Source organism: Ruminococcus sp. CAG:57 (assembly GCF_000435935.1).
GTDB lineage: Bacteria > Bacillota > Clostridia > Oscillospirales > Ruminococcaceae > Hominimerdicola > Hominimerdicola aceti.
Map to the genome: position 1 here is coordinate 1 of NZ_FR890689.1, position 13836 is coordinate 13836.

15 protein-coding genes and 1 pseudogene are annotated in these 13836 nt (G+C 43.0%); 8 read left to right on the forward strand and 8 right to left on the reverse strand.

Features of this window, described 5'->3' with window-relative positions:
- The 4 genes and pseudogenes from QVO88_RS01460 to QVO88_RS01475 form a co-directional block, all read right to left on the reverse strand.
- On the reverse strand, positions 1 to 126 hold a 126-nt coding region (locus tag QVO88_RS01460), incomplete at its 3' end, for an AbiH family protein (RefSeq protein WP_288177701.1).
- Between the two features lie 200 nt (positions 127 to 326).
- Positions 327 to 425, reverse strand: a pseudogene (locus tag QVO88_RS01465) (manganese catalase family protein); the annotation flags it as partial.
- Positions 425 to 688 carry a spore coat protein CotJB gene (locus QVO88_RS01470; protein WP_022286761.1) on the reverse strand — a complete coding sequence of 88 codons (264 nt, stop codon included), beginning with the start codon at positions 686 to 688 and terminating at the stop codon, positions 425 to 427. The gene QVO88_RS01470 and the pseudogene QVO88_RS01465, both read right to left, overlap by 1 nt.
- Complete coding sequence (locus QVO88_RS01475; protein ID WP_022286762.1) at positions 672 to 920, reverse strand: spore coat associated protein CotJA; 249 nt, start codon at positions 918 to 920, stop codon at positions 672 to 674. Before QVO88_RS01475 ends, QVO88_RS01470 begins: the two co-directional genes overlap by 17 nt.
- Positions 921 to 1228: 308 nt before the next feature.
- On the opposite strand from QVO88_RS01475, the gene QVO88_RS01480 reads away from it, so the two are divergent.
- The 6 genes from QVO88_RS01480 (at position 1229) to QVO88_RS01505 (ending at position 6803) form a co-directional block, all read left to right on the forward strand.
- Entirely contained in the window at positions 1229 to 2431 is a 1203-nt protein-coding gene (locus QVO88_RS01480; protein ID WP_022286763.1) for an ABC transporter substrate-binding protein, read from the forward strand.
- Between the two features lie 219 nt (positions 2432 to 2650).
- On the forward strand, positions 2651 to 3532 hold the full coding sequence (locus QVO88_RS01485) for a branched-chain amino acid ABC transporter permease (RefSeq protein ID WP_022286764.1): 882 nt from the start codon (positions 2651 to 2653) through the stop codon (positions 3530 to 3532).
- A 143-nt stretch (positions 3533 to 3675) separates the two neighbouring features.
- Positions 3676 to 4695 (forward strand): branched-chain amino acid ABC transporter permease, encoded by a 1020-nt coding sequence (locus tag QVO88_RS01490; RefSeq protein WP_081856082.1) that lies wholly within the window; start codon positions 3676 to 3678, stop codon positions 4693 to 4695.
- Position 4696: 1 nt separating this feature from the next.
- Positions 4697 to 5455, forward strand: a complete 759-nt coding sequence (locus tag QVO88_RS01495) for an ABC transporter ATP-binding protein (protein WP_022286766.1) — start codon at positions 4697 to 4699, stop codon at positions 5453 to 5455.
- Between the two features lie 13 nt (positions 5456 to 5468).
- On the forward strand, positions 5469 to 6179 hold the full coding sequence (locus QVO88_RS01500; protein WP_022286767.1) for an ABC transporter ATP-binding protein: 711 nt from the start codon (positions 5469 to 5471) through the stop codon (positions 6177 to 6179).
- A gap of 12 nt (positions 6180 to 6191) precedes the next feature.
- Positions 6192 to 6803: an AAA family ATPase gene (locus tag QVO88_RS01505; protein ID WP_022286768.1), complete on the forward strand. Its 612-nt coding sequence runs from the start codon at positions 6192 to 6194 to the stop codon at positions 6801 to 6803.
- A gap of 58 nt (positions 6804 to 6861) precedes the next feature.
- On the opposite strand, the gene QVO88_RS01510 is transcribed toward QVO88_RS01505, so the two are convergent.
- On the reverse strand, positions 6862 to 8241 hold the full coding sequence (locus QVO88_RS01510; protein ID WP_022286769.1) for an NAD(P)/FAD-dependent oxidoreductase: 1380 nt from the start codon (positions 8239 to 8241) through the stop codon (positions 6862 to 6864).
- A gap of 104 nt (positions 8242 to 8345) precedes the next feature.
- Positions 8346 to 9713, reverse strand: coding sequence for a magnesium transporter (mgtE, locus tag QVO88_RS01515; protein ID WP_022286770.1), 1368 nt, complete (start codon positions 9711 to 9713; stop codon positions 8346 to 8348).
- A gap of 434 nt (positions 9714 to 10147) precedes the next feature.
- Between mgtE and QVO88_RS01520 the strand changes: the two genes are divergently transcribed.
- Together QVO88_RS01520 and QVO88_RS01525 are read left to right on the forward strand one after the other, a co-directional pair.
- On the forward strand, positions 10148 to 11392 hold the full coding sequence (locus QVO88_RS01520) for an adenosylhomocysteinase (RefSeq protein ID WP_022286771.1): 1245 nt from the start codon (positions 10148 to 10150) through the stop codon (positions 11390 to 11392).
- 152 nt (positions 11393 to 11544) lie between these two features.
- Complete coding sequence (locus QVO88_RS01525; protein WP_288177690.1) at positions 11545 to 11991, forward strand: hypothetical protein; 447 nt, start codon at positions 11545 to 11547, stop codon at positions 11989 to 11991.
- Between the two features lie 186 nt (positions 11992 to 12177).
- Here the strand turns inward: QVO88_RS01525 and QVO88_RS01530 are convergent, their stop codons facing one another.
- Entirely contained in the window at positions 12178 to 13146 is a 969-nt protein-coding gene (locus tag QVO88_RS01530; RefSeq protein ID WP_022286773.1) for a hypothetical protein, read from the reverse strand.
- Between the two features lie 3 nt (positions 13147 to 13149).
- Positions 13150 to 13836, reverse strand: a 687-nt coding sequence (locus QVO88_RS01535) for a methyltransferase domain-containing protein (protein WP_288177691.1), incomplete at its 5' end; no start/stop codon positions are given.

Sequence of the window (13836 nt, forward strand, 5' to 3'; positions counted from 1 at the left end):
TTTTCTTTCTTCTGGATGAATTTCTTTCAGAACACGTACATTTCCTAAGAAATCCAAAAAATCAGTATATTTTGTCGGCAATTTGTGAGCAAGATCAAATCCGTTTCCAATTATAAGAATATTCATTTTATGTCAACTCCTTTGCTATTTGTATTAATTATAGCATAATAAATTATCCTTACTCAACAAAAACATTTATAAAATTTGGAATTTCAGCATTTTGTATCTTTTTAGCAAGAAATAATTGTTAATATTGCATAATTACTTAATGTGATTATTGTATTTCGATGTGAAAAGGCTAGATTTTTTTTATATAACTTTTTAAAGTCCGCACCACCAAGCTGCGAGATAATGACCTTAGCCAAAGCAGGATTAGGGTTAGCGATCTTAACGGGGTATTGCAGCTTTTTTTCATATTGCCACATTAGTCAGCACTCCTTTCCCACGGAAAAGGTGATGTTACCCATTCCCATTTCTTGGACGAATTGTTCTGCGTGATCGTCAATGGTCCGTATTTCTCATTGTATTGAGCAAGAAGCTTCTCTTTTTCTGCCTTGTGTCGTGCAAAATATGCCAGACCATCTCTGCAGGTAGGGTGGCTGTCGAGGTAAAGATTAGCCTCTACAAGGGCAAAGCTGCACGCCTGTATCTTTCTGAGAAGCCTCTCCTTTTCACTTAGTATTGGCATTCTTTACAGCCTCCTCTCCTATAAAAGGTTTGTCTATGGACGGGAAGATAGTTCCTCTTGAAAGTCCTACATCTGCCTCATAAGGCTTCTCCCACATCTGAAAAGGCACATATGCCATTGCCAGCGGCGTATCCTCAGGAAATCTTCCTTTCGGAAAAGGACAGGCAGGTGTGTTATCCTCTGTGTCGTCAGCAAGTATCCTGCCTAACGACAGATTGTCAAACATATCCAAATAAGTTCACTCCTTATGTTGTCTGAATCTCATATACCACAGGTTTCGTGTGGCTGTTTTATCATATGCAGCTTATAAGTCAGTGGTGTATGTATGCAGGATATTATCAAAAAACTTGCAAATCGTTCATTGAAAATACACAAAATTAATTTTCTGTGAACACGCATATTGTTTGTAACAATAAACATAGTTTAAATAACGTTAAATTTGTAAGATTTAATATTGACAAATCGGGCTTCTGCGTGTTATATTAATACTATTGAAAAAAAGCATATGCAGTGACATATGTGAACGAAGGAGAGATTATTATGAAAAATGTCAAGAGAATTCTTGCATTAACAGTTTCGGCTGCCCTTGCAGTTTCTTGCTTTGCAGGTTGCGGAAACGGTGCAAAAAAGAACAGCGATACTATCGTTATCGGCTGCAGCGGTCCGCTCACAGGTGACGCTGCACAGTACGGCGTTGCTGTTAAGAATGCTATCGAGCTTGCTGTCAAGGACGTAAATGACGCAGGCGGAATAAACGGAACAAAGCTCTCATACGTTTTCGAGGACGATGAGGCTGACTCAGGCGATAAGGCTGTAAATGCTTATAACGCACTGAAAGACAATGGTATGCAGGTAATGGTCGGAACAGTAACAACAGGTTCTTGCCTCGCAGTTATTGAAAAGACAAAGCAGGATAACATCTTCCAACTCACACCTTCTGCTTCAGCTCAGGACGTTATCAAGAACGATAACTGTTTCCAGGTTTGCTTTACTGACCCTAACCAAGGTAAAGGTTCTGCCGACTATATCGCAGAAAACAAGCTTGCTACAAAGATAGCTGTAATTTACGACAGCTCTGACGCTTATTCATCAGGTATCTTCAACACATTCAAATCCGAGGCTGAGGCTAAGGGTCTTGATATCGTTGCAGAGCAGTCATTCACAAAGGACAGCAAGACTGACTTCTCAGCTCAGATAAGCGCAGCTAAGAATGCAGGCGCAGACCTCGTGTTCCTGCCTATCTACTATCAGCAGGCTTCACTTATCCTTACACAGTGCAAGTCAGCTAACTACAACCCGACATTCTTCGGTTGCGACGGTCTTGACGGACTTCTTTCTATCAAGAACTTTGATACTTCACTTTGCGAGGGCGTAATGCTCCTTACACCATTTGCTGCCGACGCTCAGGATCAGGCAACTCAGGATTTCGTTAAGAAGTATAAGGACGCTTACAACGGCGAAACACCTAACCAGTTCGCTGCAGACGCTTATGACGGCGTAATGGTACTTGCAGAACTCATGAAGAAGGAAGGCATCACAGCCGATATGTCTGCTTCTGATATCTGCGATAAGCTCAAAAAGGCTATCTCTGATAAGGACTTCTCATATGACGGACTTACAGGTACAGGCATGAAGTGGGGCGAAGACGGTGCCGTATCTAAGGACCCTAAGGCTGTTATCATCAAGAATGGTGCTTATTCAGCACTGACAGCTGATGACATTGCCGCTTCTACTGCTCAGTAATAGCTGAAATGAAGTGCGTACAAAAAGTACGCTTAATATGAAAAAACCGGCAATTGCGAAAAATTGTCGGTTTTTTTGATTTATTTCATTAAAATGTGTTGCAAAAACTACGGGGTTATGTTATAATTTATTGTATATTGTGTTTATGACAAGGACAGATGTAATATATGTGATTACATCTTGTGTTTTGTCTATTCCAAAAGGAAGGAATGTTTGTATATGGGTTTTCTTAATAACCTCATCAACGGAATAAGCCTCGGCAGTATATACGCAGTTATAGCTTTGGGCTATACGCTTGTATACGGTATTGCCAAAATGCTTAACTTCGCACACGGCGATGTTATTATGGTGGGCGGATATGTTATATTCACCTGCATGACCACATGGGGACTAAACTCTTGGCTTTCCATAGTTCTTGCAGTTATTGCCTGCACACTTCTCGGTATAGTCATCGAAAAGGTGGCGTATAAGCCGCTCAGACAAGCTACTTCGCTTGCGGTGCTTATCACTGCCATAGGCGTCAGCTACTTTTTGCAGAACACCGCACTGCTTATATTCGGTGAAAAGCCTGTAAACTTTACATCAGTTGTAAACGTGCCGAGCATCAAGCTTTTTGACGGACAGATAGTTATTTCCGGAGAAACATCAGTTGCAATAATCGTATCTATACTCATTGTAGTTGGTCTTTCATTGTTCATCAACAAAACCAAGAGCGGACGTGCAATGCTTGCAGTATCTGAGGACAGAGGTGCAGCTCAGCTCATGGGCGTAAACATCAACCGCACTATCTCTCTTACATTCGCTATCGGCTCAGGTCTTGCTGCAATTGCAGGCGCACTGCTTTGCTCAGCTTATCCTACGCTTCAGAACACCACAGGCGCAATGCCTGGTATCAAAGCGTTCGTTGCGGCGGTATTTGGCGGTATCGGCTCAATACCGGGCGCTATGATCGGCGGTATCCTTATCGGTGTTATCGAGATACTTGGACGTGCCTATATCTCACCACAGCTTGCCGACGCTATCGTTTTTGCTGTTCTTATACTTGTGCTTATCATTAAGCCTACAGGTATCCTCGGCAAGAAGATAAGCGAAAAGGTATAAAAGTCAACTTAAAATTTTCGAGCAGACTTGCTTTGCAGTTCTGTTTTATCTGAAAGGATTGGTTTTTTGTGAAAAAAGAAGGGGCTAGCGCAAAAACAAAGTTTTTTAAGCCGCAGACCAGAAAAAGCTTTATCACATACGCAATGGTAATAGTTGCCTTTGTGGTAATGCAGATACTCAGCAGCGGCGGATATATCTCAAGTATGCTCACAGGACTTCTTGTTCCTCTGTGTGTATACTCTATACTTGCAGTATCCCTTAACCTGACAGTTGGTATACTTGGCGAGCTTAGCTTGGGTCAGGCAGGCTTTATGTGCGTTGGCGCATATACAAGTGCGATATTCTCTATCGTTACTTCTGAAACTATTGAAAATGTGTGGATCAGATTTCCTTTGGCTATACTTATAGGCGGAATAATTGCCGCAGTGTTCGGCATACTTATAGGAATACCTGTTCTCAGACTTAAAGGTGACTATCTCGCTATCGTTACACTTGCGTTCGGTGAGATCATAAAGAACGTTTTCGCAGCACTTTACCTTGGTTATGATTCTAAGGGTGTTCACGTTTCTCTCAAAAGTCTGTCAAACCTTAACCTTGAGCCTGACGGAAAGCTTATACTGAACGGCCCTCAGGGTATCAGCGGCACTCCTAACGATTCTACATTCATTATCGGCGCTGTTATGTTGCTTATCACTCTTATCATTGCCTATAACTTTGTATATTCAAGAACGGGAAGAGCAGTAATGGCTATCAGAGATAATGTTATCGCAGCCGAGTCTGTAGGTCTTAACATCACAAAGTATAAGCTTGTTACTTTTGCGTTGACTGCATTCCTGGCAGGCTGTGCAGGTGCGCTTTATTCTCATAACTTCTATACGCTCCAGGCTTCTAAGTTCGACTATAACCTGTCTATCCTTATCTTGGTATTCGTTGTTCTGGGCGGTATAGGCAGTATCAGAGGAAGTGTTATCGCAGCTATCGTGCTTGTTCTGCTTCCAGAAATGCTAAGAAGCATAAACAGCTACAGAATGCTTATCTATTCTATCGTCCTTATCGTAATGATGATAATAACTTCAAATGAAAAAACAAAGACTTTTATCAGTGCAAATACTGCTAAGTTCAAGGCTTTGTTCAAGCGTGAAAAAGTAAAGGAGGCTGAGTGATATGGCACTTCTTGAAGTAAAAAATCTCGGCATTTCATTCGGCGGACTCCGTGCAGTTGACGAGTTCAGCATAACAATAGAAAAAGGTCAGCTCTATGGTCTTATTGGGCCGAACGGAGCAGGAAAGACCACTATCTTCAATATGCTCACAGGCGTTTATAAGCCAACAGACGGCACAATCGTTCTTGACGGAAAGAACATTACCGGCAAAAACACTATCGAAATAAACCGTGCAGGCATTGCCCGTACATTCCAGAACATCAGACTTTTTAAGGATATGACGGTGCTTGACAACGTAAAGGTCGCACTTCACAATCATTATAAATACAGCACCTTTACAGGCGTTTTCAGACTTCCAAGATATTTCAAGCTTGAAAAGGCAATGGACGCAAAGGCGCTGGAGCTTCTGAAGGTTTTCGAGCTTGACGATAAGGAGAGTTTGCTTGCTTCTGGACTTCCGTATGGCGATCAGAGAAAGCTTGAGATCGCAAGAGCCCTTGCAACACAGCCGAAGTTGCTGCTTCTTGACGAGCCTGCTGCCGGCATGAATCCAAACGAAACAGCGGAGCTTATGGATACTATCCGCTTTGTAAGAGATAATTTTGATATGACGGTGCTGCTTATCGAGCATGATATGAGCCTTGTTTCAGGTATCTGCGAAAAGCTGTCAGTGCTGAACTTTGGTCAGCTCCTCTGCGAGGGTAAGACAGCGGAAGTGCTTAAAAATCCTGAAGTTATCACCGCATATCTGGGCGAATAAGGGGGTAAGTAAAATGGCAATGTTGGAAATCAATGATCTGCACGTCAATTATGGCATGATAGCCGCTTTGAAAGGTATCTCCTTTGAGGTAAACGAGGGCGAGGTCATTTCCCTTATCGGCGCAAACGGAGCAGGAAAGACCACCACTCTGCACACCCTTACAGGTCTTATCTCTGCAAAATCGGGTTCTATCAAATTCAACGGCGTGGAGCTTACAAAAACTCCTGCACACAAGATCGTGGAAATGGGTATAGCACACGTTCCTGAGGGAAGAAGAATATTCCAAAACCTCACAGTGCTTGATAACCTTAAGCTTGGAGCATTTACAAGAAAAGACAAGGAGAATATACCGAAGGATATTCAGGATATATACGAGCGTTTCCCTAGACTTGCAGAAAGAAAAAATCAGATAGCAGGTACTCTTTCAGGCGGTGAGCAGCAGATGCTGGCAATGGGCAGGGCGCTCATGTCAAGACCTAAGATAGTTGTAATGGACGAGCCGTCAATGGGTCTGTCACCGATCCTTGTGTCAACCATATTTAAGATAATCGAGGATATCAGAAAGAGCGGCACAACTGTACTGCTTGTTGAGCAGAACGCAAAGAAAGCCCTTGCTATCTCAGACAGAGCTTATGTTCTTGAAACGGGCAAGATAGTTCTGTCAGGCAAGGCGTCTGATCTTATCAATGATGAGTCGGTCAAGAAAGCATATTTAGGTGAATAGGAGTTGAGCTTTATGGCAAGGATCATAACCATTGCAAGGGGTATCGGCAGTGGCGGAAGAACTGTAGGAAAAATGCTGTCAGAGGATATGGGTATAAAATATTATGATAAGGAGCTTATAAAGCTTGCAAGCGACGAAAGCGGCATAAATGAACGCTTTTTCGGGCTTGTTGATGAAAAACTGAAAGGTTCTTTTCTGAGAAAGGGCGGAGTTTACAAGGGTGAGCTTCTTGACCCTGATGATCACGACTTTACTTCTGACAGAAATCTTTTCAATTATCAGGCGAAGATAATAAAGCAGCTTGCAGACAGAGAGCCTGCGGTAATAGTTGGCAGATGTGCTGACTATATCCTCCGTGACAGAAAAGACGTGCTTAAGGTTTTCATATATTCTGATATGGAAACTGCGGTCAAGAATATCGTCGATCTGTATGGTGTTTCTGTAAAAGAGGCTGTCAAGATAATCGAAAAGACAGACAAGGAGAGAAGCGATTATTATCGCCACTACACAGGCAGGGATTGGACAAATGCGAAAAACTACAATCTGTGTCTTGATACCAGCGACATGAGCTATGACAAGTGCGTTGATATCATTAAGGGATATATAAAGCTTCTTGAAGAGTAAGGCATAAAAAATAAAGCCGCATTGCTTTTTGGCAGTGCGGCTTTTGTGATATATGAAATCAGTTGAATTTTTCTGAAATAGTCCTTGCGGCAAATACTCCTGATGCAGAAGCCTGCGACAGAGAGTGCGTAACGCCTGAGCCGTCGCCAAGGACGTAAAGACCTTTGACAGCAGTTTCAAGGTTCTCGTCGACGTCAACTCTTGAATTGTAGAACTTGACCTCAACGCCGTAAAGAAGCGTGTCGATATTCGCCATACCGGGTGCTATCTTATCCAGAGCGTATATCATTTCGATAATATCGTCAAGCTGTCGCTTTGGGATAACAAGGCTCAGGTCGCCCGGAGTAGCTTTGAGAGTAGGGTTAAGGAACGTCTGACCAAAGCGGTGTTCATTTGTACGTCTGCCTGCAACAAGATCACCGAAACGCTGAACAAGCACTCCACCGCCAAGCATATTAGACAGCCTTGCGATAGACTCACCGTATGCGTTTGAGTCCTTGAAAGGCTCAGAGAATGTGTTGGATACCAGCAGAGCGAAGTTTGTGTTCTCAGTTCTCAGCGCAGGGTCAGCATAGCTGTGTCCGTTTACTGTGATGATGCCGTTTGTATTCTCGGTAACTACCTCACCGTATGGGTTCATGCAGAATGTTCTTACAAGGTCGCCGTATTTCTTTGTGCGGTAAACTATCTTGCTTTCGTATACCTTGCTTGTGATATGCTCAAAAACAGCCGCAGGTATCTCAACACGAACGCCGATATCAACTCTGTTTGAACGTCTTTTGATACCAAAGTTGTCACATATCTCAGAAATCCATTTTGAACCGCTTCTGCCTGCCGCAACAACAGCGTTTGAGCAGTGATACTCGTCCTTGTCTGTGATAACAGTGAAGTCGTTCTCCTTGCCTGTTATACCCTGAACACTTTCATAAAATTTTATGTCTATCTTGTCCTTGACAAAGTCATAGATGTTCTGGAGTATCTGCATATTTCTGTCAGTGCCAAGGTGCCTTACCTGAGCGTCAAGGAGGTGGAGGTCATATTTCAGAGCCATTGCCTTGATGTCGGAAGAAGTTGTGGAGTAAAGCTTAGCGTCCTGACCACCCATTTCAAGGTTTATCTTGTCAACATACTGCATAAGCTCGATAGCCTTTTCCTTGCCGGTAAATGTGTAAAGGTCACCGCCGAAATTGTTTGTGATGTTATATTTGCCGTCCGACATTCCGCCTGCACCGCCGAAGCCGTGCATAATGGAGCATACCTTGCAGTGAATGCAGGACTTAACTTTTTTGCCATCTATAGGACACTTACGCTTGCTGACAGGTCCGCCCTGATCAATAATACAAACTTTTATGTTTTTGTCAAGCTTGACAAATTCGTACGCCATGAATACGCCGGCTGCACCTGCACCGACAACAACTACGTCATAATTCTGAGCCATAACTATTTCCTTTCAAATCAAAATCCAATTTATTTTTATCCATAAAACGGGCGGCCGCACCTTTGCAGAAGATAGCCTGAAAGGAGATAACCGCCATATTTTTTCTATTTTATATCAAATACGATAGTAGCCAATGTGAAGAATATCAGTGTTGAGCAAGTGTCAACGATAGTGGTGATAAGCGGGGCAGCCATGATAGCAGGGTCAAGATGAAGTTTCTTGGCAGCCATTGGGAGCATACAGGCGATGAGCTTTGAAAGCACAACAGTTGCCATGATAGCCATACTTACCGTGAACGCAAGCTTGTAGCAATCCACAGATGTGTCACCATGATACACCAGAACTATTCTTATAGCATTGACTATAGCAAGGATAACGCTGCAAAGAAGCGCGACTCTGAACTCTTTCCACATGACCTTGAAAAAGTCTTTCATTCTTATCTCACCAAGCGCCATGCCTCTTATAACAAGGGTCGAGGTCTGAGAGCCACAGTTTCCGCCTGTGCCACTAAGCATTGACAGGAACGATACCAAAACAGGGACAGCCGCAAAAGCAGACTGATATTTGTTTACTATAGCACCCGTAAGGGTAGCCGACAGCATAAGTATCAAAAGCCATGCTATTCTGTTTTTTGCATGAGTGAAAACAGAGGTCTTGAAATAGGAATCGTCACTTGGCGCAACGGCAGCCATTTTCGAGAAGTCCTCAGTGGTCTCCTCCTCGATAACGTCCATAGCGTCGTCAAATGTAACGATACCGACCATGCGGTTTTCTCTGTCAACAACAGGCAGAGAAAGAAAGTCATATTTTGAGAACATGGAAGCAACATACTCTTTATCCTCAAGAGTATCAACGGAAATAACGTTGTCCTCCATTATGTCCTCTATTTTATCGTTATCATCAGCAGTTACGATATCAAGCAGTGAAAGCACGCCCACGAGCTTTCTGTTCTCAGTGACATAAAGTGTATTTACAGTTTCCTTGACCATACCAACGTGTCTTATCCAATCCAGTGCTTCCTTGGCGGTGTAGCTTCTGTGAAGATAAACGTACTCGGTGGTCATAATAGAGCCTGCACTGTCTTTAGGATATTTGAGTATCTGATTTATCTGCTTTCTCGTTTCTGTGTCAGCAGATTTGATTATCCTTGCAACAACATTTGCAGGCATTTCCTCGATAATATCTACCGTATCATCAAGATAAAGGTCGTCAACGATCTCCTGAAGCTCCTTATCCGTAAAGGCATTGATAAGCATCATTTGTGTATCGCTGTCCATATAAGCGAAAACGTCAGCCGCAACGTCCTTGTTCAAAAGACGGAACAGCAACGGAAGCTCGTATTTCTCGACCTCGTGATCGTCATAAAACTGCTGCAAAAGAGCAGCCACGTCGGCTTCGTTCATATCCATAAATATCTCACGGATAGCCTTGTAGTTTCTGCTTTTGAGCAGCTCCAATACTGTGTTAAACATTATATTCCCCCTAACAGCAGCGGTAATAAGCACAACAGTACAAATAATTGTACTTATACCAACTCTGTACAAATATAAGGATCTACCAAAACACAGATCGTCCTATTCAATTAAAATTGATATTTAGATCACAAAAAGGCTGCCACAAACGGGCGAGCCGCTCTGCAATCGAGGGGCGATCGTATTCTGACTGGCGTCGTCCATTTGTACACACTCCTTAAAAATCATGATTTATGCACGTTTTTACTATTCGCACACATAATATTATTATACGCTTACCTTGTTTTTTTGTCAAGAAATTGTTTAATTTAATTTTATGAACGTGCTGTAAATTTGCGAAGTATAATGAATTGCTTTTGACCTCTTGCCAAATGGGGAGAAATAGGGTATAATTATTATATGGATCGAATAATAAACCGAAAGGAATTGATAAAATGAGCGAAATAAGAGATGAAAGCTTGTGGGAAAGCGGTAAAAGAAAGATAGAATGGGTAAGACAGAATATGTCATTGCTCAGAAGCGTTGAGGAAGATTTCAAGAGAGATCAGCCTTTTAAGGGGCTGAAAGTTGCACTTTCTATTCACCTTGAAGCTAAGACCGCTTATCTTTGCAAAGTCCTTGCAGCAGGCGGTGCTGAAATGTACATCACAGGAAGCAATCCGCTGTCTACTCAGGACGATGTTGCGGCAGGTCTTGTGCATGACGGTCTGAATGTTTTTGCATGGCATGGTGCAACTGACGAGGAGTATCACAGACATATATCCGAGGTAGTTAAGGTAGGTCCAAACATCATTATCGACGACGGCGGCGACCTTGTAAACCTTATCCACAATGAATACCCTGAGCTGATACCGAACGTTATCGGTGGTTGTGAGGAAACTACTACGGGCATTATCCGTCTTATTGCAATGAACAAGGACGGTCAGCTCAAATTCCCTATGATGCTTGTAAACAATGCAAAGTGCAAGTATCTTTTTGATAACAGATACGGCACAGGTCAGTCTGTATGGGACGGAATAAACAGAACAACTAACCTTATCGTTGCAGGCAAGAACGTTGTTGTTGCAGGCTACGGCTGGTGTGGCAAGGGCGTTGCAATGAGAGCAAAGGGTCTTGGTGCAAGCGTTATCGTCTGCGAAGTCGACCCAATAAAGGCTATGGAGGCTGTTATGGACGGCTTCAAGGTAATGAAAATGGTTGACGCCGCTAAGGTTGGCGACTTCTTTGTTACTGTAACAGGCTGTAAGGACGTTATTACTGAGAAAGCTTTCATGAACATGAAAGATGGTGCTATACTCTGTAACGCAGGTCACTTTGATTGCGAGGTAGATGTGGCTGGACTTAAAAAGCTGTCTGTTGAAAGCAAGCTTGCAAGAAACAATATTGACGGTTATAAGCTTCCAAACGGTAATTGGTTGTATGTTATCGGCGAGGGCAGACTTGTAAACCTTGCCGCAGGCGACGGTCACCCTGCCGAGATAATGGATATGTCCTTTGCTATCCAAGCCCTTTCTGCGGCTTATCTTGTTAAAAACAAAGACAAGCTTACAGACAAGATAGTTTATGTTCCTGATGAGATAGACAAGGAAGTCGCAAACAGAAAGCTGAAGTTCTGGGAGCTTGAGATAGATAAGCTTACACCTGAGCAGGAGAAATATCTTAACAGCTGGCAGGTATAAAATTTCATATTAGTACAATAAAACGGACAGCTTGGGTTGTCCGTTTTTTTGTATCTTGAAATTGCCATAAATTTATTTTGTATTCAAGGTTTTAAATCACTGATTTCTGTACATTTTAATATTAGGGCGATAAAAAACAGGGCGGTGAGAATGTGGCGGCAAAGATGTATAAGATACTTACGCTTTTTTCAGTGGGCGCAATATGCTATGGTTTCATGGAAATACTTAACAGGGGATATTCTCATATCACAATGGGGGTGCTTGGGGGAACTTCAATGCTGGTTATCCATATCATGAATGGCGAGCGCAGGCGAGGAGTGAGCCTGCTGTCTGTGCTTGCAGTGTCGGCAGCATTTATCACTGCCATAGAATTTCTTTCAGGGGAGTATCTCAACCGCTATCTCGGCATGGGCATATGGAGCTATGAGGAAGTGCCGCTGAATTTTGACGGACAGATATGCCTGCCATTTGCTTTTCTGTGGTTTGGGTTATCCTATATTGGTGTGCTTGCGGATAATTTTATACGCAGACATATTTTCAAGGAATACCCTGTCATTGTTAAACGAGGAAAAGAAGAAATACCTGCGGTGGTTGGATAAGAGTACGATTATTTGTACTGCTCAGTATGTAAAAATATAATTAACTGGCGACCTCAGGTCGCCCCTACGCAAAAATTGTAAATATAGGGGACGGCGACACGCTTACATTCGCCAGTCATTCACCAACGCATATAAAAACAAATGGACTGTCTATCCAATGATAAACAGTCCGTATTTTTGTACATATCAATTTTTTGTGTACCACTTTTTCAGCACTTCTTCGCCAAGCTTGCCATAAACTGTGAAGTCACGGTTCTCTTTGGCTTTCTCTATTGGCGGCAGGATAGCTTTCCAATCCCACCAGAAATAGCCGCAGAACCAATCCAGATCCCAAGTTGCTTCCATTGCAGTGTCGTAGAAATCTGCCTGCTCCTGCTCGTCAAGTGGCTTGTCGAGCCTGTCATGGAAATCCCAAGGGTACTGCGTGCAGCCCTCCTCGTTTCGTACGCCTATCTCAGCGAACATTATAGGCTTGTTGAAATGCTTGTGAGCCTTTTCAAGGGAGCCGACAACTTCGTTCCAGCGACTGAGCATATGTTTCTTGTCCCTGTTCACGCCGTCTGTAACAGGGTAGTAGCCTGAGATGCCAATGATATCCACGTCGCTGAGCCAATCGAAACGCTGTTCGTCGCCGTGATTGATGTTGTGCATAACGATACCGCTGTAGACCTCTCTCACCTGTGCGATAAGCTTTCTGCATCTGTCGGACTGCTTGTCCATTCCTGCCATTTCACAGCCTGTGCAGAGCATTTCACAGCCGAGCTTTTCTGCAAGCTTTGCATAGTGAAGCATAAAAGCTGTGTATGATCTGAACCACTTGTCCCAATATTCAGGGTTCTCAGGCGGGAAGTCTATCCTTGCACGCCATGAATGGTCAAGGCAATCCACCATAGGCTTAAGGCAGACCTTAAGTCCCAGTGACTTTGCTTTTTTTATAGCGAAGGCAATGTCCTCGTCAGATTGTGTTCTCTCATAATCACTGAAAACTCTTGTGCTTGCAAAGCTCTCCTGCAATGCGTTTACAGGGATACATATCCAGTTCAAGCCGTTTGAAGCAAGCCTTTCCATTGACTTTTCTGCCGCTTCCGTCTGAAAATCACCTCTCTTGGAGAAAAATCCCCAAGTATATCCTTTGCAGAAAATATCTTTATTCATGTATCAAAAACCTCTCTTTTTTGTAAATGTCCTGATAGAAAAGCCACAGGTAAGTTCAAGCCTGTTCACCTTTTTAAGCTTCTCCACTGCCACGGCAGATGTTTTGTAGTAATACGGAGTCATTGTAAAAAGATTAAAAATATCCTCCTGACTTTCAAGCACCACAGGATATTCAAAAATGATCTCCTCTGACTCGTCAAATTTATTAAGTCCATATACATTGGGCTTGTTTTCGTAAGGCTTCTCATAAAGCACTTCTTTAAGCTCAAACAGATGTCTTGGGGACGGAGAAACTACCACAAGCTTTCCGCCGTTTTTCAGCACCCTTGCGTATTCGTCATTTGAAACAGGTGCAAATGTGCATACGATAAGGTCTGCAAATTTGTCTATAAACGGAAGCTGAAATGACGATGCCACTGCAAATTCGCAATTTGTGATATTTTCGCAATGTATCCTCGTCATGCAGTGGGCAACTGCCGCCTTTGATATGTCAATGCCGTAAAACTTCGCCTTTGGCAGTGCCTTGGCATAGTTCACAGTGTAAAAGCCCTCACCGCAGCCACTGTCGATAATATAAGGCTGTTTCACATTTTCAAGCAGACCGCCCATTACCTCAGCTGTTTTCTTCGCAAGCGGCAGATAATAGTTACGGTCGAGGAAATCCGTTCTCGCCTTTACCATTTCCGCATT

What these genes read in the sequence shown, in the direction of transcription:
- QVO88_RS01470 (WP_022286761.1), bottom strand. Translation starts at nt 688, where the DNA reads ATGCCAATACTAAGTGAAAAGGAGAGGCTTCTCAGAAAGATACAGGCG.
- QVO88_RS01480 (WP_022286763.1), top strand. Translation starts at nt 1,229, where the DNA reads ATGAAAAATGTCAAGAGAATTCTTGCATTAACAGTTTCGGCTGCCCTT.
- QVO88_RS01485 (WP_022286764.1), top strand. Translation starts at nt 2,651, where the DNA reads ATGGGTTTTCTTAATAACCTCATCAACGGAATAAGCCTCGGCAGTATA.
- QVO88_RS01490 (WP_081856082.1), top strand. Translation starts at nt 3,676, where the DNA reads ATGGTAATAGTTGCCTTTGTGGTAATGCAGATACTCAGCAGCGGCGGA.
- QVO88_RS01495 (WP_022286766.1), top strand. Translation starts at nt 4,697, where the DNA reads ATGGCACTTCTTGAAGTAAAAAATCTCGGCATTTCATTCGGCGGACTC.
- QVO88_RS01500 (WP_022286767.1), top strand. Translation starts at nt 5,469, where the DNA reads ATGGCAATGTTGGAAATCAATGATCTGCACGTCAATTATGGCATGATA.
- QVO88_RS01505 (WP_022286768.1), top strand. Translation starts at nt 6,192, where the DNA reads ATGGCAAGGATCATAACCATTGCAAGGGGTATCGGCAGTGGCGGAAGA.
- QVO88_RS01510 (WP_022286769.1), bottom strand. Translation starts at nt 8,241, where the DNA reads ATGGCTCAGAATTATGACGTAGTTGTTGTCGGTGCAGGTGCAGCCGGC.
- mgtE (WP_022286770.1), bottom strand. Translation starts at nt 9,713, where the DNA reads ATGTTTAACACAGTATTGGAGCTGCTCAAAAGCAGAAACTACAAGGCT.
- QVO88_RS01520 (WP_022286771.1), top strand. Translation starts at nt 10,148, where the DNA reads ATGAGCGAAATAAGAGATGAAAGCTTGTGGGAAAGCGGTAAAAGAAAG.
- QVO88_RS01530 (WP_022286773.1), bottom strand. Translation starts at nt 13,146, where the DNA reads ATGAATAAAGATATTTTCTGCAAAGGATATACTTGGGGATTTTTCTCC.